The organism is Bacteroides sp. BFG-637 (assembly GCF_024793605.1).
GTDB classification, from domain to species: Bacteria; Bacteroidota; Bacteroidia; order Bacteroidales; family Bacteroidaceae; genus Bacteroides; species Bacteroides vicugnae.
The window spans coordinates 2,917,234-2,942,244 of the sequence record NZ_JANUPD010000002.1 but is presented as its reverse complement, the minus strand read 5'-3'; the positions used below and the strand labels follow the sequence as shown (position 1 = coordinate 2,942,244).

General features: G+C 38.7%; 28 protein-coding genes, 1 tRNA gene and 2 pseudogenes. 22 read left to right on the top strand and 9 right to left on the bottom strand.

The annotated features are described in order from the left end of the window. The first annotated feature begins 1 nt into the window (after nt 1). Genes NXX38_RS11415 through NXX38_RS11380 form a run of 8 tightly spaced genes read left to right on the top strand, consistent with a single transcriptional unit; the run spans nt 2 to nt 5,014 of the window. Nucleotides 2-163 (top strand): hypothetical protein, encoded by a 162-nt coding sequence (locus tag NXX38_RS11415; protein ID WP_195351904.1) that lies wholly within the window; start codon nt 2-4, stop codon nt 161-163. Between the two features lie 25 nt (nt 164-188). Continuing rightward, nucleotides 189-518 (top strand): hypothetical protein, encoded by a 330-nt coding sequence (locus tag NXX38_RS11410; RefSeq protein WP_225449600.1) that lies wholly within the window; start codon nt 189-191, stop codon nt 516-518. A 9-nt stretch (nt 519-527) separates the two neighbouring features. Continuing rightward, on the top strand, nt 528-725 hold the full coding sequence (locus NXX38_RS11405; protein ID WP_258979495.1) for a hypothetical protein: 198 nt from the start codon (nt 528-530) through the stop codon (nt 723-725). Continuing rightward, nucleotides 722-2,791, top strand: coding sequence for a phage tail tape measure protein (locus tag NXX38_RS11400; protein WP_258979494.1), 2,070 nt, complete (start codon nt 722-724; stop codon nt 2,789-2,791). The genes NXX38_RS11405 and NXX38_RS11400 overlap by 4 nt, the downstream gene beginning before the upstream one ends. Nucleotides 2,792-2,831: 40 nt before the next feature. Then, entirely contained in the window at nt 2,832-3,788 is a 957-nt protein-coding gene (locus NXX38_RS11395) for a hypothetical protein (RefSeq protein WP_258979493.1), read from the top strand. A 26-nt stretch (nt 3,789-3,814) separates the two neighbouring features. Then, entirely contained in the window at nt 3,815-4,309 is a 495-nt protein-coding gene (locus tag NXX38_RS11390) for a hypothetical protein (protein WP_225449604.1), read from the top strand. Between the two features lie 2 nt (nt 4,310-4,311). Next, on the top strand, nt 4,312-4,794 hold the full coding sequence (locus NXX38_RS11385; protein ID WP_258979492.1) for a DNA-packaging protein: 483 nt from the start codon (nt 4,312-4,314) through the stop codon (nt 4,792-4,794). Then, entirely contained in the window at nt 4,781-5,014 is a 234-nt protein-coding gene (locus tag NXX38_RS11380; protein ID WP_258979491.1) for a hypothetical protein, read from the top strand. Before NXX38_RS11385 ends, NXX38_RS11380 begins: the two co-directional genes overlap by 14 nt. Nucleotides 5,015-5,187: 173 nt before the next feature. Here the strand turns inward: NXX38_RS11380 and NXX38_RS11375 are convergent, their stop codons facing one another. Next, a complete protein-coding gene (locus tag NXX38_RS11375; protein WP_258979490.1) occupies nt 5,188-5,541 on the bottom strand; it encodes a hypothetical protein in 354 nt (117 codons plus the stop codon). A gap of 270 nt (nt 5,542-5,811) precedes the next feature. Next, nucleotides 5,812-6,081 carry a helix-turn-helix domain-containing protein gene (locus NXX38_RS11370; protein ID WP_258975195.1) on the bottom strand — a complete coding sequence of 90 codons (270 nt, stop codon included), beginning with the start codon at nt 6,079-6,081 and terminating at the stop codon, nt 5,812-5,814. A 161-nt stretch (nt 6,082-6,242) separates the two neighbouring features. On the opposite strand from NXX38_RS11370, the gene NXX38_RS11365 reads away from it, so the two are divergent. The 4 genes from NXX38_RS11365 to NXX38_RS11350 all read left to right on the top strand — a co-directional run bounded on the left by NXX38_RS11365 (nt 6,243) and on the right by NXX38_RS11350 (nt 7,582). Continuing rightward, a complete protein-coding gene (locus NXX38_RS11365; protein WP_258979489.1) occupies nt 6,243-6,656 on the top strand; it encodes a hypothetical protein in 414 nt (137 codons plus the stop codon). Nucleotides 6,657-6,772: 116 nt separating this feature from the next. Beyond that, nucleotides 6,773-6,967, top strand: a complete 195-nt coding sequence (locus NXX38_RS11360) for a 2-C-methyl-D-erythritol 4-phosphate cytidylyltransferase (protein ID WP_258979488.1) — start codon at nt 6,773-6,775, stop codon at nt 6,965-6,967. Nucleotides 6,968-7,168: 201 nt separating this feature from the next. After that, the gene (locus NXX38_RS11355; protein ID WP_258979487.1) at nt 7,169-7,399 is read left to right on the top strand and encodes a hypothetical protein; all 231 of its coding nucleotides are present in this window, start codon (nt 7,169-7,171) and stop codon (nt 7,397-7,399) included. Nucleotides 7,400-7,408: 9 nt separating this feature from the next. Beyond that, nucleotides 7,409-7,582 (top strand): hypothetical protein, encoded by a 174-nt coding sequence (locus tag NXX38_RS11350; protein WP_258979486.1) that lies wholly within the window; start codon nt 7,409-7,411, stop codon nt 7,580-7,582. A gap of 299 nt (nt 7,583-7,881) precedes the next feature. Here the strand turns inward: NXX38_RS11350 and NXX38_RS11345 are convergent, their stop codons facing one another. Next, the gene (locus tag NXX38_RS11345; RefSeq protein WP_258979485.1) at nt 7,882-8,112 is read right to left on the bottom strand and encodes a hypothetical protein; all 231 of its coding nucleotides are present in this window, start codon (nt 8,110-8,112) and stop codon (nt 7,882-7,884) included. Between the two features lie 80 nt (nt 8,113-8,192). On the opposite strand from NXX38_RS11345, the gene NXX38_RS11340 reads away from it, so the two are divergent. The 6 genes from NXX38_RS11340 (at nt 8,193) to NXX38_RS11315 (ending at nt 12,765) form a co-directional block, all read left to right on the top strand. Then, nucleotides 8,193-8,957, top strand: coding sequence for a Rha family transcriptional regulator (locus tag NXX38_RS11340; protein ID WP_258979484.1), 765 nt, complete (start codon nt 8,193-8,195; stop codon nt 8,955-8,957). A gap of 670 nt (nt 8,958-9,627) precedes the next feature. Further along, nucleotides 9,628-10,059 (top strand): Panacea domain-containing protein, encoded by a 432-nt coding sequence (locus NXX38_RS11335; RefSeq protein ID WP_258979483.1) that lies wholly within the window; start codon nt 9,628-9,630, stop codon nt 10,057-10,059. A 3-nt stretch (nt 10,060-10,062) separates the two neighbouring features. Further along, complete coding sequence (locus tag NXX38_RS11330; protein ID WP_258979482.1) at nt 10,063-10,485, top strand: hypothetical protein; 423 nt, start codon at nt 10,063-10,065, stop codon at nt 10,483-10,485. A gap of 42 nt (nt 10,486-10,527) precedes the next feature. Beyond that, complete coding sequence (locus NXX38_RS11325; protein ID WP_258979481.1) at nt 10,528-10,863, top strand: hypothetical protein; 336 nt, start codon at nt 10,528-10,530, stop codon at nt 10,861-10,863. Nucleotides 10,864-10,884: 21 nt separating this feature from the next. Next, complete coding sequence (locus NXX38_RS11320) at nt 10,885-11,409, top strand: Panacea domain-containing protein (RefSeq protein WP_258979480.1); 525 nt, start codon at nt 10,885-10,887, stop codon at nt 11,407-11,409. 822 nt (nt 11,410-12,231) lie between these two features. Further along, on the top strand, nt 12,232-12,765 hold the full coding sequence (locus NXX38_RS11315) for an RsmD family RNA methyltransferase (protein ID WP_099146476.1): 534 nt from the start codon (nt 12,232-12,234) through the stop codon (nt 12,763-12,765). A 24-nt stretch (nt 12,766-12,789) separates the two neighbouring features. Here the strand turns inward: NXX38_RS11315 and cls are convergent, their stop codons facing one another. The 3 genes and pseudogenes from cls to NXX38_RS11300 all read right to left on the bottom strand — a co-directional run bounded on the left by cls (nt 12,790) and on the right by NXX38_RS11300 (nt 17,775). Continuing rightward, complete coding sequence (gene cls / locus NXX38_RS11310) at nt 12,790-14,229, bottom strand: cardiolipin synthase (protein WP_258979479.1); 1,440 nt, start codon at nt 14,227-14,229, stop codon at nt 12,790-12,792. Nucleotides 14,230-14,361: 132 nt separating this feature from the next. Then, nucleotides 14,362-17,287, bottom strand: a pseudogene (locus NXX38_RS11305) (TonB-dependent receptor). A gap of 83 nt (nt 17,288-17,370) precedes the next feature. Next, a complete protein-coding gene (locus NXX38_RS11300; RefSeq protein WP_099146493.1) occupies nt 17,371-17,775 on the bottom strand; it encodes a hypothetical protein in 405 nt (134 codons plus the stop codon). Between the two features lie 78 nt (nt 17,776-17,853). On the opposite strand from NXX38_RS11300, the gene aroB reads away from it, so the two are divergent. Beyond that, nucleotides 17,854-18,915, top strand: coding sequence for a 3-dehydroquinate synthase (gene aroB / locus NXX38_RS11295; protein ID WP_148366480.1), 1,062 nt, complete (start codon nt 17,854-17,856; stop codon nt 18,913-18,915). A 106-nt stretch (nt 18,916-19,021) separates the two neighbouring features. Here aroB and NXX38_RS11290 read toward each other — a convergent pair whose 3' ends face one another. Continuing rightward, nucleotides 19,022-19,891 (bottom strand): AraC family transcriptional regulator, encoded by an 870-nt coding sequence (locus NXX38_RS11290; RefSeq protein ID WP_167511842.1) that lies wholly within the window; start codon nt 19,889-19,891, stop codon nt 19,022-19,024. A gap of 462 nt (nt 19,892-20,353) precedes the next feature. On the opposite strand from NXX38_RS11290, the gene NXX38_RS11285 reads away from it, so the two are divergent. The 3 genes from NXX38_RS11285 (at nt 20,354) to NXX38_RS11275 (ending at nt 22,274) form a co-directional block, all read left to right on the top strand. Next, nucleotides 20,354-20,428 (top strand) — tRNA-Pro (locus NXX38_RS11285). A 57-nt stretch (nt 20,429-20,485) separates the two neighbouring features. Continuing rightward, nucleotides 20,486-21,706 carry an S-adenosylmethionine:tRNA ribosyltransferase-isomerase gene (locus NXX38_RS11280; protein WP_234132336.1) on the top strand — a complete coding sequence of 407 codons (1,221 nt, stop codon included), beginning with the start codon at nt 20,486-20,488 and terminating at the stop codon, nt 21,704-21,706. 49 nt (nt 21,707-21,755) lie between these two features. After that, on the top strand, nt 21,756-22,274 hold the full coding sequence (locus NXX38_RS11275) for an NUDIX domain-containing protein (protein ID WP_258979478.1): 519 nt from the start codon (nt 21,756-21,758) through the stop codon (nt 22,272-22,274). On the opposite strand, the gene NXX38_RS11270 is transcribed toward NXX38_RS11275, so the two are convergent. Together NXX38_RS11270 and NXX38_RS11265 are read right to left on the bottom strand one after the other, a co-directional pair. Beyond that, nucleotides 22,252-22,794: a glutathione peroxidase gene (locus NXX38_RS11270; RefSeq protein WP_148366483.1), complete on the bottom strand. Its 543-nt coding sequence runs from the start codon at nt 22,792-22,794 to the stop codon at nt 22,252-22,254. The two genes, NXX38_RS11275 and NXX38_RS11270, sit on opposite strands and share 23 nt — an antisense overlap. Nucleotides 22,795-22,853: 59 nt before the next feature. Continuing rightward, nucleotides 22,854-24,801: pseudogene (locus tag NXX38_RS11265) on the bottom strand (glycoside hydrolase family 97 protein). Between the last annotated feature and the right edge of the window lie 210 nt (nt 24,802-25,011).

Here is a 25,011-nt window from a genome sequence, read left to right as displayed (position 1 = left end):
CATGGAAGAAAATGTAGAAGAAAAAGTTCGGAGCATTACCGAACAGGCCAATCAAACTAGAAAAATGCTTTTAGAAGAGTATTTGGGACATTCTATCTCTATGGAGGAGGCTATAAATATGGAAATACCGGACGAAGCTCTGGATCATCTGGGAGATTTGTAATTTAATGATTTAATATGAAATGATTATGACAGAAAAAGATTTATTAAACAACAGAGAAGCCATGAAATTAGCTTTGGCTTTTGACAAGATGGCTAAAGAGTATAAAACTACTATTCAGAAAGTAGTAGCAGAAGGCAAACGGGTTACAGAATTAATCCAAAACAACCGGATGGAGGCTGTATCAACATTATCAATGATCGAGAATCTGATAAATGAACATGAGCCGGATTCCGAAAAACGTAAAAAAATGCTTTCATTCTTGGATAATCTGAATATCAAAGGGGATAGTAAAACTTTCCCAGCCCTTGTTATGGCTTTATTTTTTGCAAGTAACGGAGTATTAACCGAAAAATAGAAAAGAGTTATGAAAAATGAAAATACAGTAGAAAAAGTATTAGAGATAAAAGTTCGATATGATGATGCGATCCGGAACATTGCAAAATACCGGGCGGTTATTGATGACTTGAAGAAAGAAGAGGCAGAGTATAAAAAGGCCTTGAAAGACAAGAAAATATCACAAGAGGAGTATAATGCCAAGCTCGTAGAAACAGAAAAAAAATGATGCACGCTAAAGACGTGGTTCAGACGCTTACTAAAGATGTTAGAAATAATATAAAGATTGAAAAAGAGCAAACAGGTAGTTTAAAGCAACTCCGGGCACAATTATCCAATCTTACATCAGAGTATGACAGCCTTTCAGAAGTAGAAAGAAAAGCAAGCAGAGGGCAAGAGCTTAAAAGCAAGATCAATGGTATAACGGATTCACTCAAAGAAGCGGAAGGAGAAACTCAACGTTTCTATCGAAACGTCGGGAACTACGAAGAAGCTATAAAAAACGCTCTGGGAATGAATAACTCTTTTGCTGATTCCCTGTTACGTATGGCAGACAATGCCAAAAGCGGTTCCGGCCTTTTCTCCAATCTAAAAACGGAAGCTTCCGCTTTCGGGAATACTCTAACTTCCCTTTTAAAGAATAAAGTATTTTTAGGTATCGCAGGGATAGCGGGTGCTGGCGTCGTTTTTAAATGGTGGTATGATTATAATAAAGGTTTGGTTGAGGCTACAAAGTTAACAAGGCAATTCACAGATAAATCAGGGGATGATTTGAAGGCTTATCGAAGCGAAGTGCAAGCTCTGGCAGACTATTACGGGAAAGACTTTAAAGAAGTGCTTATTTCCGCTAATACAGTATCAAAACAATTTGGTATCACTTCCGAGAAGGCTTTGCAAATAATAAAGGACGGATTTATAGCAGGAGCAGATGCGAATGGCGAATTTCTGGATAGCCTGAAAGAATACCCGGCATATTTTAAAGAGGCAGGAATATCGGCCGATCAGTTTGTAGCCATCATCGCAGAGACCAATAAGCAGGGTATATTCTCCGATAAAGGTATAGATACAATTAAAGAAGCAAATATACGGCTCCGAGAAATGACAGATTCCACCGCTGCAGCACTAGAGGGAATCGGGCTAAATTCGAAGAAAATACAAAAGGAGTTGCAAAGCGGGTCTATTACTACTTTTGAGGTTATGCAACTCGTTTCTGAAAAATTGAATGAGCTTCCGGAAAGCTCCGCTGCTGTTGGAACTGCTATTGCTGATATATTTGGCGGGCCGGGAGAAGATGCAGGTTTGAAGTATATCCGGACACTGAAAGATATTTCTACCAATTTGGACGAAGTGAAAGCTAAGGCCGGAGAGTTAGGGCGTATCGAAGAAGATTTAGTTAATTCTCAAACCGAATTAACAAAAGAGATTGCTTTGTTGTTTGATGCTACCGGAGGATCATTTGAGAAAATGACAACTAAGATTAAGCTATTTGTGAACTCCGTTCTTTCAGAACTAATTAAAGAGGTTAGAGGGCTGTTTGATACCGTAGAAACTATATCCAATAGAGAAGAAGCCATTGCAAAACGATTAGGAGAGACTATTGGGACAGATATGGCAAAAAAGAAGTATATTGATATAGAAAAAGCCCGGAAAGAATATATTAAACAGGGAATATCCGACAATGAAGCTTTAGAGAAAGCAAAACAAGATCAACTAAAGATTCTCGAATTATCATTGGCACAAGAGGAAGAATCTTTCAAAAAGGCCATAGACATAAACGAGAAATACAATAAAGAACTAAAAGATGCTTCAATTATTAGACAAGGCCTAGGCTTAGATCGTACTAATAAAGAAATAAATCAGGATATTAGTAAGTCTTGGAAAGAGCGAATGAATCAATTATCTGTTGTTGAATCTCTAAGAAAGCAAATAAATGATATAACGAATTATGAGCCTACAGGCAAAGCAAAAGGAGTTATCACCAGTGCAGCCAATATTGAGGCAAAAAAGAAAGAAATTGCCGAATTGAGGAAAGCAGAAGATGAAGCTTTAAAACTGATAAAAGATAACCGGAAACGCCAAACGGAAGAGATCGAACTCCAGTATTCCCGCCAGATAGAAGACCTTAAAAAGCGTATTAAAACGGAGGAGGATTTGACACCTAAAGCAAAAGAGGCCATCAATAAGCAAATCACTTCATTAGAAGCACAAAAACAACAGGCACTAAAGAAGTTATCCGATGAAGAATTGCAGAAGGAAATTGCCAACCGCCAGAAGCTTATAGGAAATACAGCTTGAATATATCAAGAAAGGGAGCGAACAGGAATATCAACTGAAGATGCAGCAATTAATTGCGCAACGGGATTTAGACCTTTCTAATACCGAGCTTACCGAACAGATGAAATTTGCCATCCGTGAAAAATATAATAAGAAAATTGATGATCTTGTAAAACAACATGATGCGGACTTGCTGAAAAAGCAACAGGATGCAATGAAACTTCGCTATGAAACCGAGATTGCAAAAGTGTACAATGATGAAGCGAAAGTTTATCGTATCAGGTTAAAGCAAAGAAAGGAGGAATTAGATGCCATCCAACAAATGGAAGGGGAAAGTATAGAGGCTTTCAATCTTCGTAAGCTGGAGCTTAAAAATGCTTATCTTGATGCAGAAAAAGAACTTGCAGATAAAGAGATAGAAATAGAGAAGCAAAAAGCGGAAGCAATCGGAAGTATTATCGGAGGAATTTCTTCTTTATTGGAGTTGGCCGGAGAAACTAATGAAGAAATGGCACGTGCCGCAAAACTATTAGCGATTGCAGAGGTTGCCATAGCGCAGGGAGTAGCTATTGCAAATGCAGTTAAAACGGCTACCAGTTCGAGCGCAACATGGATAGATATGTTAGTGGCTATTGGAACAGTTGTTGGTGCTGTTACTGCTGTTATGGGAACTGCTATGAAGTCGATTAAATCCGCCAAATTTGCCACTGGTGGTTTAGTTACCGGACCGGGAACTGGAACGAGTGATAGCATACCGGCACAACTAAGTAACGGAGAATCGGTAATGACAGCGAGAGCTACAGAATTGTTTGCTCCGATCCTTTCCTCATTTAACCAAATGGGTGGAGGAGTGCCAATAAACATCACTGCATCAAGTAACCAGACCATGGGAGAGGATATGCTTGCTAGGGCAGTTGCAAAAGGAGTCCAGATGATGCCTAATCCGGTGGTTTCCGTCACCGAGATAAACACAGTTGGAAAACGGGTTGAAGTACTTGAAAATCTGGAAAGCTTATAATATATTAATCAAAAACTATTGAAGATATGGCAAAGTTTAATGAAGAGACAATTCAAAAGTGCGTTGACTGGATATGTGAAAACGGACTTATAGATTATGGTGGTGCAAAGCTTATTGACTTCTGTAATGTAATGGGAATCGGAAAGAGTACCTATTACCGGTGGATGGAAAATGAAACTTTCGGGACTGCTATAAAAAAGGCGAAAGAAGATTTCAAAAACGGGTTAGAACGTAATGTAGTTTCTTCCCTTGCAAGGTCTGCCATCGGGTATGAATACGAACAAGTTTCTTCCGAATATTATATGGAAGGCAAGAAAAAGAAGTTGAAAAAGGAAGTTAGAAAAAATGTCCGTGTTGAGCCTAATGTGGGAGCCGGAATATTCCTTCTCACAAACCTTGCTCCTGACAGGTGGAAGAACAAACAGAACACCGAGCATTCCGGAGAAGTTTCTACCGGATTGACCGTTGTAGTCAAGAATCAGGAAGAAGCAGATTTAATCAAACAATTGAAAGAACATTAGTTATGTCTGCACCTAAAGGAAACCTATTTTGGAAGTTGAGAAACAGGCATGGGAGAAGCAAGCGCTTTGCTTCTCCGGAACAGTTGTGGGAAGCAGCCTGTGAGTATTTTGCCTATTGTGACAGAACTCCATGGAAAGTAATCAAGAATAAAACGAAAGGAGAAATAAAGGAAAAAGAAGAAAGCCCTACACAACGTCCTTACTCTCTGACCGGGTTAATGGCTTATTTAGATGTTAGTAAGTCCTTTTGGAACGATTTTAAAAAAGGTAGTCATGAAGATTTTTCCGTAGTCATTACACGCATAGAGAATGTCATCAGGACACAACAATTAGAAGGTGCTATTGTTGGTTCGTTTAATCCCAATATAGTTTCTCGGATTATAGGTCTTTCTGATAAACAAAAGGTAACTCATACCATCAACAGTAAAGAGTTTAAAGGCTTTGATTTCTTACCTTATACCCCAAAAGCAGATGAAAGTATATGAGGTTTTAGCATCAAGCCGCTTTCTACTCGCTACAATGAACAGAAACGGAGTGAGCGCAGATGATATAATGTATCTTGATATGTTTTATGAGTATAGAGATATGCTTGCAGAAGGACGAAAAGAAGCCGAAATCAGGGCTTTTCTTTCAAACAAGTATAAGTTATCAGCCTCAACAATAAAAAAGGCTATAAAGCGTTTGAATGAAGAATACATTATTTGATATGCTTTCAAAGATTTTTTCACGGTCATTACACGTGTGAGAAGAAGCCGGAGAATATCCCTCTCCGGCTTTCACTTTTTATTGCTACAAAGATTTTTTTGGGGGGCATTACGCACGTGAAAAAATCCAAAATGTGGATTTTGTGGAGGCTATAAAAAAAGGAGAATTTATAATTATCTTTCTGATGTTTTTATATTTGTGACAGTTCCGTATTCATCGACAATACATTCAAATTCCATTCGGAGCATAGCACCAAAAGAATTTTGAGAATCAACATACGACTTTATTAATACTTTGTTATTATCGAGAATTTCATATCTTACTATATCTCCCTTTTGGGGATCGGCAAATTGGGCTGTTAATGGAGCTTTTAACATTTTTGAGATAGCTTTTTTTGCATGATTATATGCATCATACAATTTCTTTTTTTCAATAGCTATAGCCGTTTCTTCATCTTTATATTTTGCTTCATTCTTTTGATATGTATCATAGGTAACAAAAACAATCGCAATTAGCGCAATTCCCAATATCAATTTGTAATATGTCCTCTTTGAAAAAGATAGAATATTTTTTCTTTTAGGAATTGATGTACAATATTATACAGAGGTAATAAAGCTATAGCTGCAATTGCTATAAATAATACAATGTGAATAGGTTTCATATTATACAATTTTAAGTTTAACAATATACAAACGTACAAAAATCAAAAATAAAATACAACCTTTGCAGATATTTTCTAAATTAAGAGCACCAAAATCCCCTATACTGCTTACAATATAGGGGACATTGCATTTAACCTACGGATTAGAAACGACCTTAATCTCTGCCTCTATTGGAATTTGCTGCTTACAATGCGGACAGATTATAGTTCTGATTTGACTGTCTTTCTCGAATAAATCAGTAACGGGAACACCTAGCCCCTGGGAGATTCTTTCAAGCGTTTCTATAGTTGGATTTCCGCTACTTGCTTTAGCTAATCCAATAGCAGTTAAACCTATTTTTTCCGCCAATTCCTTTTGAGTTATACCTTTTTCTTTGCATAACTCCTTAATTCTAAAGTTTGCCATATAACCATGTTTATAAGTTTATTACACTTGCAAATATATAAATGATTACCTTATAATTATAATAAACGGTATAAAAATATATTTCGTTGATAATTTTTTTGTGTTTTTTCTTGCCTTGCATTATACTTATAGTTATATTTGTATCGTTAAATAAAAATATAATGGTAATAAATAAAAAAGATATGGCACGTTACGATTTAAGCAAGATAATGAAGAGAGCGCACAACCTTTACAAAAACGCCCGTGCGAAGTACCCGACATTTGCCGATGCACTCCGTAAATCTTGGAATATGGCAAAATTTGAGGTTAGAGTAGCGGAAGAACGCCAAGCAATCGAAGCGGAAACCAAAGCACGTGAAGCAAAGGTACGTGAAGAGAACGAGCAAGCCGCTATTAGTTCGGTTCTCCTTCAGGCACAAATCGAAGCCGACCGGATCAGAAGAGAAGCGGAAGCCAAAGCGGAACGCATGAAAGGCGAGATAGCAGCACGCAAAGAGGGCATCTCTTACAATGAGTATCAAAACCGTATTAGTCGTGCAATGGGCTACGGGTGTGGCTCGTATTGCGGTGACTAATTTCTACCGCATATATCATTTGAGGCACTGGTTTGTGAAAATAGGTGCTTCTCTTTCACTGAATTATTAACCGGATGGGGGGTAACTCAAAGTTACGTCCCAATAAAATATACACTATGACAGAAACAAAGGTTTATAAACTCAATGATAGTATTTGCGTTGAGGCTTTTACAACATCTTTAGGAATAGAAGGAGTAAAATATCAAGTATTCGAATACGAAGAGTACACAGCAATAGAAGTGACCGGCACACCATTAGAGATAATAAGAGCCTCATCAATATACCAACAGGTTACAACCATTAAACTATAACGAGATGGAGATAATAATTGTATTAGGGTGCTTGTATGCCGGATATCGGCTTTTCAAGAAGCCCGGTGAACACTTCTTTGATATTTAATCAATCATGAACGCTACACTAATAATTTGTATCATCCTTCTTGCTTTCTGCATCTGGGATGAAATGTTTAACGATAACAACAGGAATCCGTCAATATAAAAATAACTATGAAAATGAAGATTGAACCCGCCAGCAAAGAGCGGACAGAGCAAGGAGAGCAGTTTATCGAAAGACTGCTGAAGATTCTACAGAACAACGATAAAGTTACGGTTAACATTATGTATTGCCAGACTTGCGTTATTGATAGCTTAGCTACTATAGACTCCGGCACCAGTTATAATGTAAATCTAGGCAAAGACGGTTGCACCGTACTAAATGAAATGGTTTATAACTCACATCAATAAAAGGATATTATGTACGCATCATTAGAAGATGAAATAAGAGCTGTTCTCGACAGAATGAAGAGGCAGAATAGAGAAATAGAAAGGCTTATTTTAAAGGACAACGGCATGAAGGTAACAAAGTGTACCGGAAAGTCTAAAAGTCCTAAATTCGACCTTAGAGAGCTTAACAAAAGAAGTAAATAACCATCAAGACTATATCAACTATGGACTTATACGAAATTTTATTGCAAAGACTTGTATTTCTGACTGATGAATACTTGCAATTAAAGGAAAGAGTTAAGGAGTTGGAGAACGAAGCAAAAATTAGAAATTCGACTGCTCCGAGGATTGTGAAAATGAGAATAGAGAAAGCAAAATAGAATTGTGCTAGGGGCTACGGTTCCGACACATGAAAGTTGACGCCATCAACAAAGCCACCCCGGTAACAATACGGTTGCCGGGTTTACCTTTAAAAGGATCCGATTATGAACATACATCAAACATTACCCCGTACCGATTGCACCCACTTTGCCAAATGTGGTGAACGCTCCATAGCCTATTGCCGGAGATATGGCGCACATGAGTGCCTTTCGTGCCGGCTGGTTAAACGGAAGCCAAAGAACCGGGTTATAGTGGACGGAGTAGAACGGAAGAGGTGCACACATTGCGGCAAGGTTCTTCCCCTTCATCGCTTCTATGATCGCACGGTGTTCCGGAACGGCAAAAGCTATCATCTGAAAACGTCATGGTGTCGGCTGTGTATGTCCGGTGCTCAATGCGAAAGGAACAAAAGAACTTCTAAATATAATCGATTATGAAAACAAGAATCATTAATGCAAGCACTGAACTCAAAAATGAGCCGAGTGCACGCAAAAGAACTATGTCCTCCGTGGAGATTGCAGAAATGACCGGAAAACTACACCGCCATGTATTACGGTCTATCCGAGCAATGGAACCGGCATGGATGAAGGTTAACGGGTCCAATTTTGGTCTCGTTGAATATACTGATGCAAAAGGGGAGAAAAGACCTATGTACACTCTCGACTACCGAGAATGTATGTACATCGCTACCAAGTTCAACGACGAAGCCCGTGCAAAGTTAATCCTTCGTTGGGATGAACTGGAAAGAGAAGACAGAGAAAAGGAGCGTAACGCCCAACTTGGCCCGGCAGATTCCGGAGCAAGTCATACGGTACACGAGCTTATCGAGTGGGTAGGCGCTTTGCAAAGGTTAGGCGGAGCGGATAAAGCCGCTACATTGGAAATAATGAAGAAGATAGCGGAAGAACGAGGTTTGCCAATGATTGATATACCCGTTCCTACAGAGAACACCAGCCAGTCCATAAAACGGCCAAGCATTGAGAAGATTACACCATCCCCTGCAAAAGAGGAAGATAAATGTAAGCTAGTACGCAAAGCATACACCTTGACAGCCCTATTAAAGATACACGGAAAAAAGTACACGGCAGCACAATTCAACCGGTTGCTGATAGAAAAAGGCTTCATGGAGATTCTATACAAGAACGGGGGAACCATACAAAGCGATAGCCTTAAAAGGACTGAAGTACGGAGTGAATAGCATACGCACTGACTATCCGGACACATTACTACCTGTTTGGTATAGCGATACTTTCCCGAGGCTTGTGGAATTGGTGGAAGAACCAGATCCGTTTTGATAGAAATTTGTATCTTTGTGACCTATGGAAATAGGAACGACTATCAGCGTAATATAAGGAGAACGTTACACAAAAGGTTTTCGTATTGTTGTATGATAGCCGTTCCACTTTGTATAATCAATGCTTTCTTATATCTTTGTAGTCGGAATTATAAACTATTCTTTTAAGTCGGTTGCAATCTAAATAGATTCATTTATTGATGTTTTGTGTTTGTTTTGTGTTTGTGCGCTTATGCCGTTCCGTTGCGAAACGAAGCGGCATTTCTTATTTACCCGTATTCCTTTCAGGGTTTGCGATTTTAGGGCTTTCTCTTTTCGGATGATAGTTTCTTTGTTCGGTGCTAGAAAACCGCTTAGACGCAAACAAAATACGAAAACGAGCGTTATTTGGGTAAAGCAATATAGGATAACGTGAGAAAATCTTACATTATAGTACTATTGCTTTTATGTTTTACGGCATATTTTAAACCTCAAAACGGAGAAAATATAAGCAAATAGAATAAAATAAGATAAAATGAGATAAAGAAAACGATAGGAAACACACTATATTTGTACCAGATTAAAATATTATATTATGGCATATAAGGCATTAGACATCGCAAATAAAATTATATCCAAAACTGATTTGGAACACGGTGATACTATATCAAATCTGAAATTGCAGAAGATGATGTATTATCAGCAAGGTTTTCATCTGGCATATTTTGGAACGCCATTGTTTGACGAAGATATTGTTGCCTGGCAGTATGGCCCGGTTGTTCCTTCTGTATATCAGGAGTACAAATCATTTGAATCCAACTCTATATCAACGTCAAAAGAGGGTATATCTTTATCAGATGACGAAGAAGAACTTTTCAACAATGTTTATGAGGAATATAATCAATTTTCCGCTGTAGCTTTGATGAAAATGACACATGAAGAAACCCCTTGGAAAACAACAGAAATAAATTCTGTCATAAGTAGGGATAAGATGGCGGCATTTTTCAAAACACAAATTGAAGCGTAATAAATGGGTAGCAAGTTTAAGTTAAAGCGCAAAGATGTAAAGCCCAATTTAAAAGATAAGGAGGTTGATGCGAGAAGCAAAGAGCCTCTTTTCTGCTTTAAGTACTTGGATATGAAAACCTCTTTAAAGGGATGCGATAATAGTGTATTTAAGGATTTTGTGACGAGAATACACAAGTTGTGCAGCCTTACTTGGAAAGATATTAATGTGTCCGGGAGACATCAGTACGGTTTTGAAATGATACCGGTTAAACAGTTGAAACCAACATCACTTCCTACAGTAATAACAGAGGATATTAAGGAGCTTGCCGTATTCAGATATGGAGGGGATAATAGACCATTTGTTTGTTTGATAATGGATTGTGTGATATACCCTATCTTCATAGAAGCAAAATTCGGGGACATATACGATCACGGAAGTAAATAATTCTTTTGATTACATGAAATATATAAGGTAGGAGGTAGTATTATGAACGAAATGATTAAACTTTACGATTTGTTTGGAACAGAAATACGTTCACGCTCTAATGCCGATGTATTGCGTGAAAAAATCTTGAATTGTAATATTTCTATTATTGACTTATCGCAAATAACATTTATTTCTAGGTCTTTTGCGGATGAGCTTTGCAATTTGTCTGAAAGCGACAATATCAAAATTTATAACGCAAAAGGCATTGTAAAAAATATGCTGTCTATTGTGTCTGAAAGCAGAAAGAATAAACGAATAAGGAAAACCGACAATGCCGAAATGAAAGAATTTAGCGATTTCAAAAGCCTTTCTAATTTTTTGGCTACTATATCATAAACATGCAATATCTGTATTCTTATGAGACAGGATCGAATACAAGCATTAATTGAAATAGTCTTATACATAATCAACAGAACAGGAGGAATTGATTATCAACGCCTGTTTATTATACTATACTTTGGCAATCAACGAAACCTTCTGGAATGGGGCTACCCAATGATAGATGATAAGTTTTGTGCTTTCCCACATGGTCCCGCACCAATAGAATTATACAAGGCTATCAAAGGGGATAAAACGGTTTTGTCTGGTTTGAAAGACAGTGTTTATATCTCCCAGTACTATTTGCTACCAAAGCGTCAAGCTAATACAGATTACCTTTCTATATCCGATATGGAAATACTGAAGGATTGCATTGCAAAATACGGAAGTATGAGTTTTGCCGAGCTCGAAACCGTTTCACACCCTAACTGTTGGAAAGTTGCCAGAGAGAACCCGGAAAGGCTTTTTATAGAAGCTACCGACATTGCCCGAGATGGTGGCGCAAATGAAAGGCTTATTGAATATATTAATGAAATGATTGAGTTTGATGAATTAATGGCATGATCCATTTGTTAACCTACTATAGCACCGTCGTGACGACAGGAGTTATTAAAGAAGTCAACCCCTATTTTGCCATAATAGGGAGGTTTTGACTGGTGAATAATATTAGTTTAGTTTTGTGTATAGTGGGATATTTCGTTGTGATGATGCAATATCCTATTTAAATTACAACTTTCACAATCAAATTATTTACTATGAGGCCTCCACCCGTGACGGATCGAGGCTTTATTTATATCAAATCTAAACAACATTCTTTTAAACGGTTTGAAAACGGTTATAAATTACTCAAATATGCACTATTTCGCAAATCATGTACATTTATCTACATTTACATTATTCGTTTAGATTCCTATAGGTGATTATTCCCGTCTTATAACTAGAGAAAACGGTGGAAATACCCTAAGATTACCCTAATGTGAATTGTTGGATAATAACAAGGTTTTGACAAGGGTAAAATGTGTTTTTTGATAATTCTCATGATCTATAACTCCAAATAACCGTTATTTGGAACTACAATACACTACAAAGATTTTTCCGTAGTCATTACGCACGTATGAAAGATATGCTCAAAATGTGGATTTTGTGGAGGCTATAAAAAAGGGGAAAGAAATAAGCTTGAAGATTTTTTGGGGGTCATTACACGTGTGAGAAAAAGCTGCCTCCTTTTAGCTTTATTGCCATTTCAAAAAGATTTTGTACCTTTGAACACAGAAGAGCCCGTAAAAGACGATTTATATCTATCTTTGTCACTAGTTTGTCACCCACGATTAGAAACACGGGCTTTTCACTTCTGACTATCAACAACTTACAATATTACATTATCTTATGCGAGTAATCAGCGGTATTTACAAACGAAGAAGATTTGACGTGCCCCGAACATTTAAAGCACGTCCTACAACAGATTTCGCCAAAGAAAATCTGTTCAATGTACTCAACAACTACATCGATTTTGAAGAAGGAGTCACAGCTCTCGACTTGTTTGCCGGAACCGGAAGTATTAGTATCGAACTGGTATCCCGCGGATGTGACCGGGTTATTAGCGTTGAGAAAGATCCTGCGCATCACTCGTTCATCTGCAAAATCATGAAAGAGGTGCAAACAGACAAGTGTCTGCCAATACGCGGAGATGTATTCAAATTTATCAAGAATGGTCGCGAACAGTTCGACTTCATCTTTGCCGATCCTCCTTATGCATTAAAAGAGTTGGAAACAATACCTGAATTAATCTTCCAAAACGATCTTCTCAAAGAGGGAGGATTATTGGTACTGGAACACGGAAAAGATAATAACTTCGAAGATAATCCACATTTCATAGAGAGAAGAGTGTATGGAAGTGTAAACTTCTCACTGTTCAGATAAGTTTTCCAATCAATCTCATCACTATTAAAGTAGCGGAGCCAATAAACGCACGATAGACTCCACAGCTTTTTGTCTCCACGAACGTCTGACCCAATTCTTAAAAAAGATTTGTGTACTTTCTCGCTGATCCTGAAGAAATATCTCTTTCATTTCAAGGGCTGTTTCTACGTCATATATAAAGGCATTCACTTCAAAATTGTGCTCAAAGCTACGAAAGTCAACATTAGTAGACCCCACTGTGGAAAGCATGTCATCTGAAACCATGAGCTTAGAATGCAGAAAGCCCCTCTTATAAAAATAGACTTTAACACCTGCCTGCATCACATCTGCCAAATAAGAACGCGATCCAAGATGAGTAATCCAATTATCGGCACGTTCCGGTAACATTAAGCGCACATCTACCCCGGACAATGCAGCTGTTTGCATAGCAGCTAATATTTGCTCTGTAGGCAAGAAATAAGGGGTTTGCATATAGAAATATTTTTTTGCACTGGTAATGGCAACCGTCAAGCCCTGCATGATTTCTTTCCAGGGTCCGATAGGCTCACTCGTGACAATTTGCGCTAAAGAATTTCCACAAGAATCAATCTTTGGAAAATAACGGGAAGCAGTTATCAGCGTACGGTCTACAAAATACCAATCGAGCAGAAAAGCCGTTTGCAGACCGTGCACAGCCTTCCCTTCCAGCATGATATGCGTATCACGCCAAACTCCCCAAGAAAAGCCACGCATATAGCGTTCTGCCAGATTCATTCCCCCAACAAAACCCACACGCCCGTCAATGACAACAATCTTTCTATGGTTCCGGTAATTCACTCTACTGGTAAATAAGGGAAAACGTACCTTTAAAAAGCTCCTGACCTCTATACCGGCATTACGCATTTCTTCGAAAAAGCGGTTAGGCACATGCCAGCAACCTACATCATCATAGATCACCCGCACTTCAACTCCTTGAGAAGCCTTTTCTATCAGTACGTCTCTGACCAGACGTCCAATAGCATCATCCTCAAAGATATAATATTCCATATGGATATGCTGCTTCGCTTTTTGTAGTTCGCGCAATAATGATTGGAGTTTGGTATATCCTTCGGTATAGATTGCCACACGATTTCCCTCAAATGGAAATGCCTGATTCGTTTGCTGGAAAAGTTGAATAAGACGGGAGTATTCATAGGGAACATCCGAACAATCCTGTGCCAGATATTCGGCCATTGGTTTCTTTAATAGGCGGTCATAACTTTTTTGCCCGATGATACGCTCACGACGCTGGCTCCGGCCAAAGAAAAAATAAAAGACAAGCCCGACAATAGGTAAGAAAAGTAATATGAGTATCCATGCCATCGTTTTAACCGGATTCCGGTTGTCAAGAATGATAATGACAATCGTACCGATAATGGCTCCAAAATAAAGAATATCAAAAGCTACTGTTGCTATCTGGCTAAGCATATAGTTCCAATCAATCATAGGAATCTCCTTTCATACAGATACTGAACAACAAATATAGAGTAAATTATCGGATTAACAAAGAAGTCCCGGTGACAACATTGAATGTTGTGCCGGGACTTTCTTCGTTTTATTTGAATCTATTACGCTACTTCAGAATGGTCTGCCACCTCCATAGCCTCCACCACGTGGGCCACGCGGACCACCACCATCAAAACCACCATGACGCATATTGCCACGGGCTTCTTTATTTCCAAAAATATTCAGGCGATAAGAGAAACGAAGCATACAATAACTATTAATTCCATTATATTCGGAAACAGAACGCATATCGGCTGTCAACGAACGGCTGATATTGGATTGCTGCCGCAAAATATCATATACTTCAAAACTGATGGTTGCAGCATTGCCTTTCAGGAAGTTTTGGGCAATCTGCGCATTCCAGATAAGTTCATTCTTATTCATACTGGCATCACGATAACCACGGCGTGCGTTATTAGTTATATTGGTTGACAACGTCATACTCCAAGGTAAAGAGATATTAGTGCTTGCACCATAACCAAATGTATAAGGTTCCTGGTTATTTTCCGGACGCAGTTTGTTTCGTTCAAAGTTATAGTTGATCGAACCATTCAAGGTAAATTCAAACCAGTCGTTACGAAAAGTTCCATTCAGATTCTCTCCTAAAGTCAATGTTGTACTGGTGTTCTTGTCATTTATCTTGGTATCGTCATTGAAAAGGTAAGAAACCGCATTGGTATAGTTGGCACGAGAGAAAGAATTTATAGTGAAACGCTTATCTTTCAATGCTGTATTGAACCCAAACATACCCATCGCATTCCAGTTTCCGTTGATATTCTCCGGTTTAACTGTTACTCCACCAGTACTCTGATTGTAGGTAGTGGCATTGGTAATATTGTTTTGAGTCATATTCAAGTTTGCATGAGCCATTATGCCACGCTGTTTATCTGCATTATAAGTATTGTAGAACAGACGCATAGAATGAGAGAAGGAAGGCTTCAATCCCGGATTACCCTTACGAATGTTCAACGGATTAGAATCATCGGTTACATCCAGCAAATTTTCCATACTCGGCTGGCTTGCACGTCCCCGATAAGTAAAGCGTAACTGGCTGACTTTAGAGAATCTGTAACGAAAATCAACATTAGGAGCAAAATTGAACACATTTCTTTTTACTACAGTATCTACTTCAGCTTTCTTATAATCTAATCTGGTATTCTGCGGTTGCAGAGACACTCCAAAGTTCAATCGATATTTCTCGCGGATAATATTCAACCCTGCATTAATATCATGGTTATAGTATTTATATTGAGCATATTTACTCAAATCTCTATCCTTATTCTCTTCATATCCTTCAGGTAGACCATCACCAAAATTCCAAAACCAATCCTGTCCTTTATCTGCATCAGGAATCAAACTGTATGTACTTCCTATCGCTTTCACTATACTTATATTGAAATTTATAGCGGAACTGTAAGAAAGTAGCTCTCGCAATCGGCTCACTATAAGTCAGTTCGGCAGTATAATCATAACTCTTGGTTGGAGAAGTTGTATACTGTTTACGTTCATCATCTTCTTTTTTTGCATTATCATCAAAATAACGCGTCAATGATTCACTAAACTGTTCGCTATCATTATCTCCATAACTAAATGTACCACGGAAAGTGATGTTTCGTCCCTGATTATTCAATCTACGATTCAGCTGTAAAGAAGCATTTGCAGAGAGACTCTGACCTTCTGATTCTGATTCACTGTTGCTGGCGTTGACACGAATAGCTTCTAAAGGATCATCTGTACTTCCCCAGAAAATCTTATTCAAAAACTCATTAGGATTAGACACCAAATTAAATGGATCTCCATTAAAAGTACCCGATTCGGAAATAGAATAACTGTTAGACTTTCCATAAGAAACGTTCGGACGGAAAATGATGTTTGTCAATGTATCCGGTTTCCATTCCAAACGGAAGTCGGCATTGAAGTTTGTATTTTTATTACGGCCTTTACTGTTTGAGTTGGAGTACGAATTTCCATTTTGCAGGAAACGTTCCGAGTAGTTTGTAGATGTTGCATCCCGGTCACTGAAATTATAACGGGCACTACCTCCCAGTTCCAGCTTATCAGTCTGAGTAGCAAAGTTAGCTCCAAGCATCTTGGTAGCAGTCAAACCATTGCTATTCCGGAAACGAGGGCCACCACCTCCACCTGAGAATCCTTGATCGTTCACATTATTGGCCGAACCAATTAAAGAGAATTGGCTATTATCGACAAAACGGTTCAACATCAAGTTACTTCCGTAACGGTCTTCTGTACCACCAGCAACACTTGCGTTACCAAACCAGCCTTGATTCATTCCTTTCTTCACTTTCAGGTCGAGAACGGTTTCTTCTTCCCCATCATCTATTCCGGTGACACGTGCCAAGTCCGATTTTTTATCGTATGTTTTCAGTTTATCAATCATGTTGACCGGCAAGTTCTTCAATCCGGTTTTCACATCACCCCCAAAGAACTCTTTACCATCTACCATAATCTTCTTTACTTCTTTACCATTGATTTTGACATTACCGTCATCATCAATCTCTGCTCCCGGAAGTTTCTTTACCAATTCTTCGAGCATCGCTCCTTCCGGAGTACGATAAGCAGCCGAATTATATTCCAGAGTATCTTCTTTTACGGTCACCTGCGGAGCTTCGGCAGTAATCACTGCTTCTTTCAGCATAACAGCATCCGGATCTAATGCAATGGTCCCCATCTTTTTATCGGTGGCATTAGCAGATAATTGTACTGGTACGAGTTTGGTACGAAACCCGATATAGGAAACTTTCAACACATATTTCCCGGCTTTTACTTTGGGGAGAGTGAACCATCCCTGATTACTACTGGCTATACCAGCGGCATAAGCGCTATCAGGCAATGATAACAATTGAACTGTAGCCTGCGCTGCAGGCTCTTTTGTGTCGGCTTCCACCACACGTCCCGAAACGGTAATTACCTTATTCTGTGCAAAAATTGAGAAGGTGCATAGCAACATCAGCACCAACCCTGCTGAAAATCTTTTCATTTACCTTATTTACGATTATATTAGTAGCAATAACAATGTCTTTTTGACAAATCGAATCGCAAAAGGTTTAATTGAAAAGAAAATTATCTTTTAAAGAATCGATCAACAAGCGCTTTTTTAAGACCAAATTCCAAACAAAGCACATTAAAAACCAAAAAGGTCAAGAAAGAGGAAGTATCAACATTAATCACATCTCCTTGCATTACACGCCACAACATACCACCAAAGACGAACAAGAATGTTAAAAAGATAGCATTACGAACAGCTGAATTACGAATCTGCTCCGTTTCCCGGCTCTCATTTTTACTGAATGCAAAGATTATCAACAAGCATCCTGCCATCATCAATAACTTTGTGCATTCTTTATAAAACAGCAAGTTATTATCGGTCACCACTCCCCGCATCACTAGAATAAAAGGGATGAACAGAGCTACCAACAAGACAACATATCCTAAAGGACGACAATATACAGGTAATAATGCTTTCATGATTGAACGTTTTAATGAGACAAAAGTAAGTAAAAAAATATTTTATATACATTTGCAGAGTAAAAAAGCAAAAGAATCATGAGTAAACAAGAAGTTATTCTCTGCGAAAGCTTGGAAACGAGCCTCGGTCGTGCCATTGAGTTATGCCCGCATGACAAACTATTCGTCCTCACAGACGAGCATACCCAGCGTCTTTGCCTTCCTTCCTTAAAGGCATCAGGTCTACTGAAAGATGCTGTAGAAATCTGTATCGGAGCCGAAGACGTACATAAAACGATGGAAACGCTTGCCTCCGTCTGGATGGCATTAAGTACTCAAGGAGCTACCCGCCACTCTTTGCTTATCAATCTTGGAGGAGGGATGGTGACGGATCTCGGAGGTTTTGCCGCAGCCACATTTAAACGTGGTATTTCCTATATCAATATCCCCACTACTCTACTGGCTATGGTAGATGCATCAGTAGGTGGTAAAACAGGAATCAACTTCAACGGACTGAAAAATGAAATCGGTGCCTTTGCTCCGGCAAACAGTGTACTGATTGAAACAGAATTCCTGCGTACACTGGATGCATACAATTTTTTCTCCGGATATGCTGAAATGCTAAAGCATGGTTTGATTAGCAATACGGCACATTGGGTGGAATTACTCAATTTCAATACTTCTAATATTGACTATACAGCTCTCAAACAATTAGTAGGTCAATCGGTACAAGTGAAAGAAAACATCGTAGAACAGGATCCCTTTGAACATGGAATCCGCAAGGCATTAAATTTGGGACACACTGTGGGACATGCATTCGAAAGCATGGCATTGGCAGAGGAGCGCCCTGTATTGCATGGATATGCAGTAGCTTGGGGAATCGTATGCGAACTGTATCTTTCTCATCTCAAAGTCGATTTCCCGAAAGAGAAAATGAGACAAACGATCCAATTTATCAAGGACAATTATGGCGTTTTTACTTTCGATTGCAAAAAATACGACCAACTATATGCATTCATGACGCATGACAAAAAGAATACTTCAGGCACAATTAATTTCACTCTACTGAAGGATATCGGAGATATTTGCATCAATCAAACTGCCGATAAGGACACTATTTTCGAGATGCTCGACTTCTATCGTGAATGTATGGGAATTTAATCCGACACCGGAGAGATTACATAATAAAAGGGAATGAAGTAAACTTCATTCCCTTTCTCTTCCCAATCCCTATAAATAATTGACAATTGTGCGACAATTGCCCGCGCTATTGTTCTAAATTACTCATTCGATACTGTGAAAGCGACATACCTGTATGCTTTCTAAAAAAACGTCCAAGCGACGATTGATTCGCAAAGTTCGTTTTTATGGCTATTTCCTGAATATTCAGGTTTGTATTCTTCAATAAAGCCTTGATTTCTAATATGATGTATTCGACTATCCAATCTTTAGCAGATTTCCCGCTTGTTTCCTTGATTACCATAGTCAGGTATTTGGAAGTAATACACAGTTTATCTGCATAAAAAGCTACATCCTTATTCTCCTTAAAATGCTTCATGATAAGCCCAAAGAATTTATTAGCTAATTCTTCTTTACGGGTATCCCTGCGGACAGTCATCAGGGTCGATTCCTTTTGATAAGCATTGAACAGTTCCAGATACAGATACCTCAACAAATGAATAATCAGCTCCCGCCTATATATATCTTGAGAAGTAACTTTATCTTTTATCATACCCAGATAATTATACATCCGAGGAATGTCGCGTTCCGATTGCGGATACCAATAATGACTCCGCATATAGAAAAAGAAATGCGGAGAAAATCGGGGCACACCACTTAACGCATCACTAAACAGTGAAGTAGATATTACCATCGTAACGGTCGAAAAATCTTCACTTGGCTCACTAAATGAGACAAATTGTCCGGGTAATAATATAATCAATTCCTCCGGTTGTATCCAGTGTACATCCTCATGCACTGTGATTTTAGCCCTTCCACTTAAACAATAAATAATCAATGCTGATTGATTATTAGAAGGATAAGAAGTCAGAGGAAGATACTTCAGATTTTGATAAAACTTAAAATCGTCACCCAGGACGTATATCTCTAATGTCTCTCTATTTTTAATGTCTAACATTTAACACCTTTCTAAACTAAGTCTTTTTACAAATGTATAACTTCCTAATTTACCACACACCAAAATTGGAAATATAGTATCATACTAGGGAAATCAAACACCTTTTATTTGCATTAATTTATAAACAAACTCACTGATTGTTAGTTCATTTGTCATTTTCCTATTTAGTTTTATTATAGACTTCCCTACTTTTTATAGTGTTTTTAGGACAGGAAAAGGATTAATGCTTTCAAATGAAAAATAAACAGATTGTTTTCCAATTCAAGCAAAATTAAAAAATGTACTTTTATATCACATAAGAGGCAATCAAAAGAACTACTAACTCATTGAGAAAAAGATTTGCATAGTCCCAAGAAAGACTAATAATCAGAATAATAGCTATAAATCGGCACAATTCATACTAGAAAAATCAACGGATTATTTGCTATTTAAAAATTAATCAGTACTTTTGCATCCGCAATTCGGGGTGTAGCTCAGCCCGGTTAGAGTACTCGTCTGGGGGGCGAGTGGTCGCTGGTTCGAATCCAGTCACCCCGACTGGTGAAAGAGGTTAGAAGCCGAATGGGTTCTGACCTCTTTTTATTTAAAAAAACAATGAAAGAAGATCCTAGACATATCCGCATCAGTGAATACAATTATCCTCTTCCGGATGAACGTATTGCTAAATTCCCGTTGCCTATCCGCGACCAGTCCAAACTCCTGATATATCGTCGGGGGGAAGTAAGTGAGGATATCTTCACCTCTTTACCGGAATATCTTCCGCAAGGCAGTCTGATGATATTCAATAATACGAAAGTCATTCAAGCACGTCTTCATTTCCGGAAAGAAACAGGAGCACTGATTGAAGTATTCTGCCTCGAACCGATTCAGCCGAATGATTATGTATTAAACTTCCAACAGACAGAACATGCCGCCTGGCTTTGTATGATCGGTAACCTGAAAAAATGGAAAGATGGAGAATTAAAGCGAGAAATGACAGTCAAAGGACTTACAATCACATTAACCGCCGCCAGAGGAGAATGCAGAGGAACCTGTCACTGGGTAAATTTTTCATGGGATAATCCGGAAGTAACGTTTGCCGATATTCTTGAAGTATTCGGAGAACTTCCTATCCCTCCTTACTTAAACCGGAATACGGAAGAAAGTGATAAGGAAACTTATCAGACTGTTTACTCTAAGATTAAAGGTTCGGTAGCTGCGCCTACGGCCGGTTTACATTTCACCCCGCGAGTGTTGGATGCACTACAGGAGAAAAGCATCGATCTTGAAGAGTTAACATTACATGTAGGAGCCGGAACATTCAAACCCGTAAAAAGTGAAGAGATCGAAGATCATGAAATGCATACAGAATATATATCGGTCAATCGGAGCACAATTAAAAAACTAATAGACCATGACGGTTGTGCCATTGCCGTAGGAACTACTTCTGTACGCACTCTCGAAAGCTTGTATCACATTGGAGTTATTTTAGCAGATCATCCGGACGCTACTGAAGAAGAATTGCACGTCAAACAGTGGCAGCCTTATGAAAAATACGATCAGATACCTCCGGTGGTTGCACTACAAAAGATATTGGGTTATCTCGATAGAAATGGACTCGAAGCACTCCATACCAGTACACAAATTATTATAGCTCCTGGATATCAGTACAAGATAGTGAAAGCGATGGTCACTAACTTTCATCAGCCACAAAGTACCCTGCTATTATTGGTTTCTGCTTTCGTAAAAGGAAACTGGCGTGCGATTTATGATTACGCTTTAGCACATGATTTCCGATTCCTAAGTTATGGAGATTCTTCCTTATTAATACCATAAATTTCTACACCCAATAGAATCGATCTAGTTCACTAAAAACAAAAGCACAATGTTAAGCGATAATAATCAAGAAATGTTCCCCGTCGTAGACGAACAAGGAAATATCACCGGAACAGCCACTCGTGGGGAATGTCATAGCGGCAGCAAACTACTTCATCCGGTAGTCCATCTTCACATTTTCAATACCCGTGGAGAGTTGTATCTGCAGAAACGTCCCGAATGGAAAGACATCCAACCGGGGAAATGGGATACAGCCGTAGGTGGACATATTGACTTGGGCGAAAGCGTAGAAATCGCTCTAAAGAGAGAAGTCCATGAAGAATTAGGCATCACGGACTTTACTCCTGAACTACTTACTAATTATATTTTCGAATCCGAACGTGAAAAAGAACTTGTCTTTGTTCACAAGACTGTTTACGATGGAGAAATCCATCCCAGTGAAGAACTGGACGGAGGACGATTCTGGACCATTGAAGAAATAAAAGAGAACTTAGGAAAAGGGATTTTTACTCCCAATTTCGAAAGCGAATTGCAGAAAGTCTCTCTTATTCCTTCTCTATCCAAGTAACGATTTTTTCAGAAAACGGACTTTCTTTAGGAGAGGCAAAGCCCACCCAGTTTCCATTCTCATCAATCATGAATTTCTGGAAATTCCACTGAACCGACGCATCTTCTTTACCATTCAGCTTCTTCTCTGTCAGCCATTGATAAAGAGGAGCGATTTCTTTCCCTTTGACGGAAATCTTAGCCATCATCGGAAAAGTGACACCGTAGTTCAAAGAACAGAATTGAGCTATTTCCTCATTACTTCCAGGTTCTTGCCCCATAAAGTTATTTGCCGGAAAACCGATTATTACAAAGTCTTTATCTTTATATTTCTCATATAATTTCTCCAGTTGAGCATACTGTGGCGTCAGTCCGCACTTGGAAGCCACGTTGACCACAAGCACTTTCTTACCTTTCAATGAAGAAAGAGAAAATTCTTTGCCATCAATCGTTTTCACTGCAAAATCATAAAAAGACTTGTTCTGCGCTTCCAAAGAAACGGCAAACAACAGACTTACCATCATCAAGACGAATGTTTTCATGGTGAATATACATTTAGTTTGTTTTTATAATAAACGAACCAATGTGAAGAAATGTTCTGTTATTCTATAATAGCTGCAAAACCTCCGTTTCTAACCATCTTAACGGTCAACAGCTCTCCGACTTTCACCTGCGATGACTTACAACGATAATCCATCGCCTGACGTCCTGCATTGATGCCATCTTCGAAAGATGTCATCTGATAAGAACGGCCTTTATTCAAAAAATCCAGCTTGATGGTAAATTCACGTTCTTTTTCACCATTGTTGGCGATTCCTCCTATGAACCACTTATCACCTTTACGTTTCGCTACAATTACGTATTCACCGGCTTTAGCTTCCAGTGCCACTGTCTCATCCCAAGTTACAGGAACTTGTGTAATGGAAGCGGGTACAATCTTCATTGCGATAATAAAGAGTCGGATTGTCCGCCAACATCTGCAGAGCGCTTTCGAAAACCACAAACAATGCCAACTGATAAGCACGTGTTCCGATACTGGCAGCATTAGGGCGCTCTGCTCTATATACATTAGGCTGCATACTAATCATAGCTCCGGGAGTATAATCCATCGGACCAACTGCATTACGTATAAACGGTAAATACAGACTGTTATCCGGATAGCATCCTCCCATTTGTTCCATACCACGCACTCCTTCGTAAGAAAGGACATTCGGATATTTATATTCTAATCCAGCCGGTTTAAAAGAACCATGAAAATCAACAAACAAGTGATATTTAGCAGCTTCACGAGCTACCCGTTCGTAATAGTTGACCATCCACTGGTCACTTCTATCCATAAAATCAATCTTAAGTCCTTTCACTCCCCATTCATTGAAAGTTTTGAATAGATCAAAATTATTTTCCACAGTCAACCATGTCAGCCAAAGCACAATCCCTACATTCCTTTCTTTGCCATAACGAATCAGTTCATGCAAATCTACTTTAGGATTCGGCGTATAAGGGTCACGAGTACTTTCGGCCCAGCCTTCATCCATAATAATATAAGGAATATCGAATTTGGAAGCAAAGTCGATGTAATACTTATAAGTCGCCAGATTATAGCCAGCAACAAAATTCACATCGGGCCCGTAAGGAGAGGCGTCATTCCACCATTCCCAACTTACTTGTCCCGGCTTTATCCATGAAACGTCTTGAAGCTGATTTTTTTCGGCAAGTCGATAAGTCATTGTATTTTCAATCAGCTGCTTATCATTCCTACTTATCACAAAGTAACGCCAAGGATAATTTCTCGTACCTTTTGTCTTGGCAATATAATCAGCTTCTTCTGTGATTTTCACACTACGATCACCACTTTCCGTAAAAGCAAGCGGAGTCTTAGGAAAAGTAGAGATCAGTCCATTTTCACCTGTTCCTTTGAGAAACATACATGGATAATCGGTCAGGTCCGATTCACTGATTAATATCTTATAATCTTTCTTTGTGTCAATCAAAGCGGGCAGAACAGCCATTTTATCTTCCGGCTTCCATGTGTTACTCCAAATATGTGTATAAGGTTCTTCATAAGCTGTTTTGAAACCTCCCGGTTGTTGCAAGTGAAGCAGATAATCCGACGGGAAGTTGATAGCAAATTCTTCACTCATTACCTCAACATCACCTTTTTGCGAGGTAAGGAACCGATAAGCAACTCCATCGTCAAAGGCACGGAACTCTACTGAATAATCTTTGAAAGTCAGTAGCAATTGATTATAACGATTATTGATTTTCGAATATTTCAAGGGCACAACAGGAGTTAAATACTCGTCGATACTCATACGCTTCTGACGACGCAACTTAGGATTCTGCCCCAACACTTGATTCTTCAGAGTCAACTGAATAGAGTTATCTTTCAATAATACTTCTCCGTTGTAATCTATACTGTAATAGATTTTATCCGAAAGATTAAATAGTACTTTTATTTCTCCATTGGGAGATACTAACTCGAATTTGTTCTGGGAATGAAGTAGTGATGCCAAGCACAGGAACATCAATAGCAATAAATACTTTCTCATTGTTTTTATTTTATGTTATACCGTAATTTGAAAGACTTTATACAAAGATAAAGATTCTGTTTAAAGTCCGTATTAAAACCTCACTGTTTTTCTTGGAAAAGATAACGATGAAGCTACTGCCTCATTCTGACACTGCACGTTTATAATTCAACCTACCACTCCTTACCAAATCCAACTTTATGTCATTATTTACATCATACTTCAAATAAG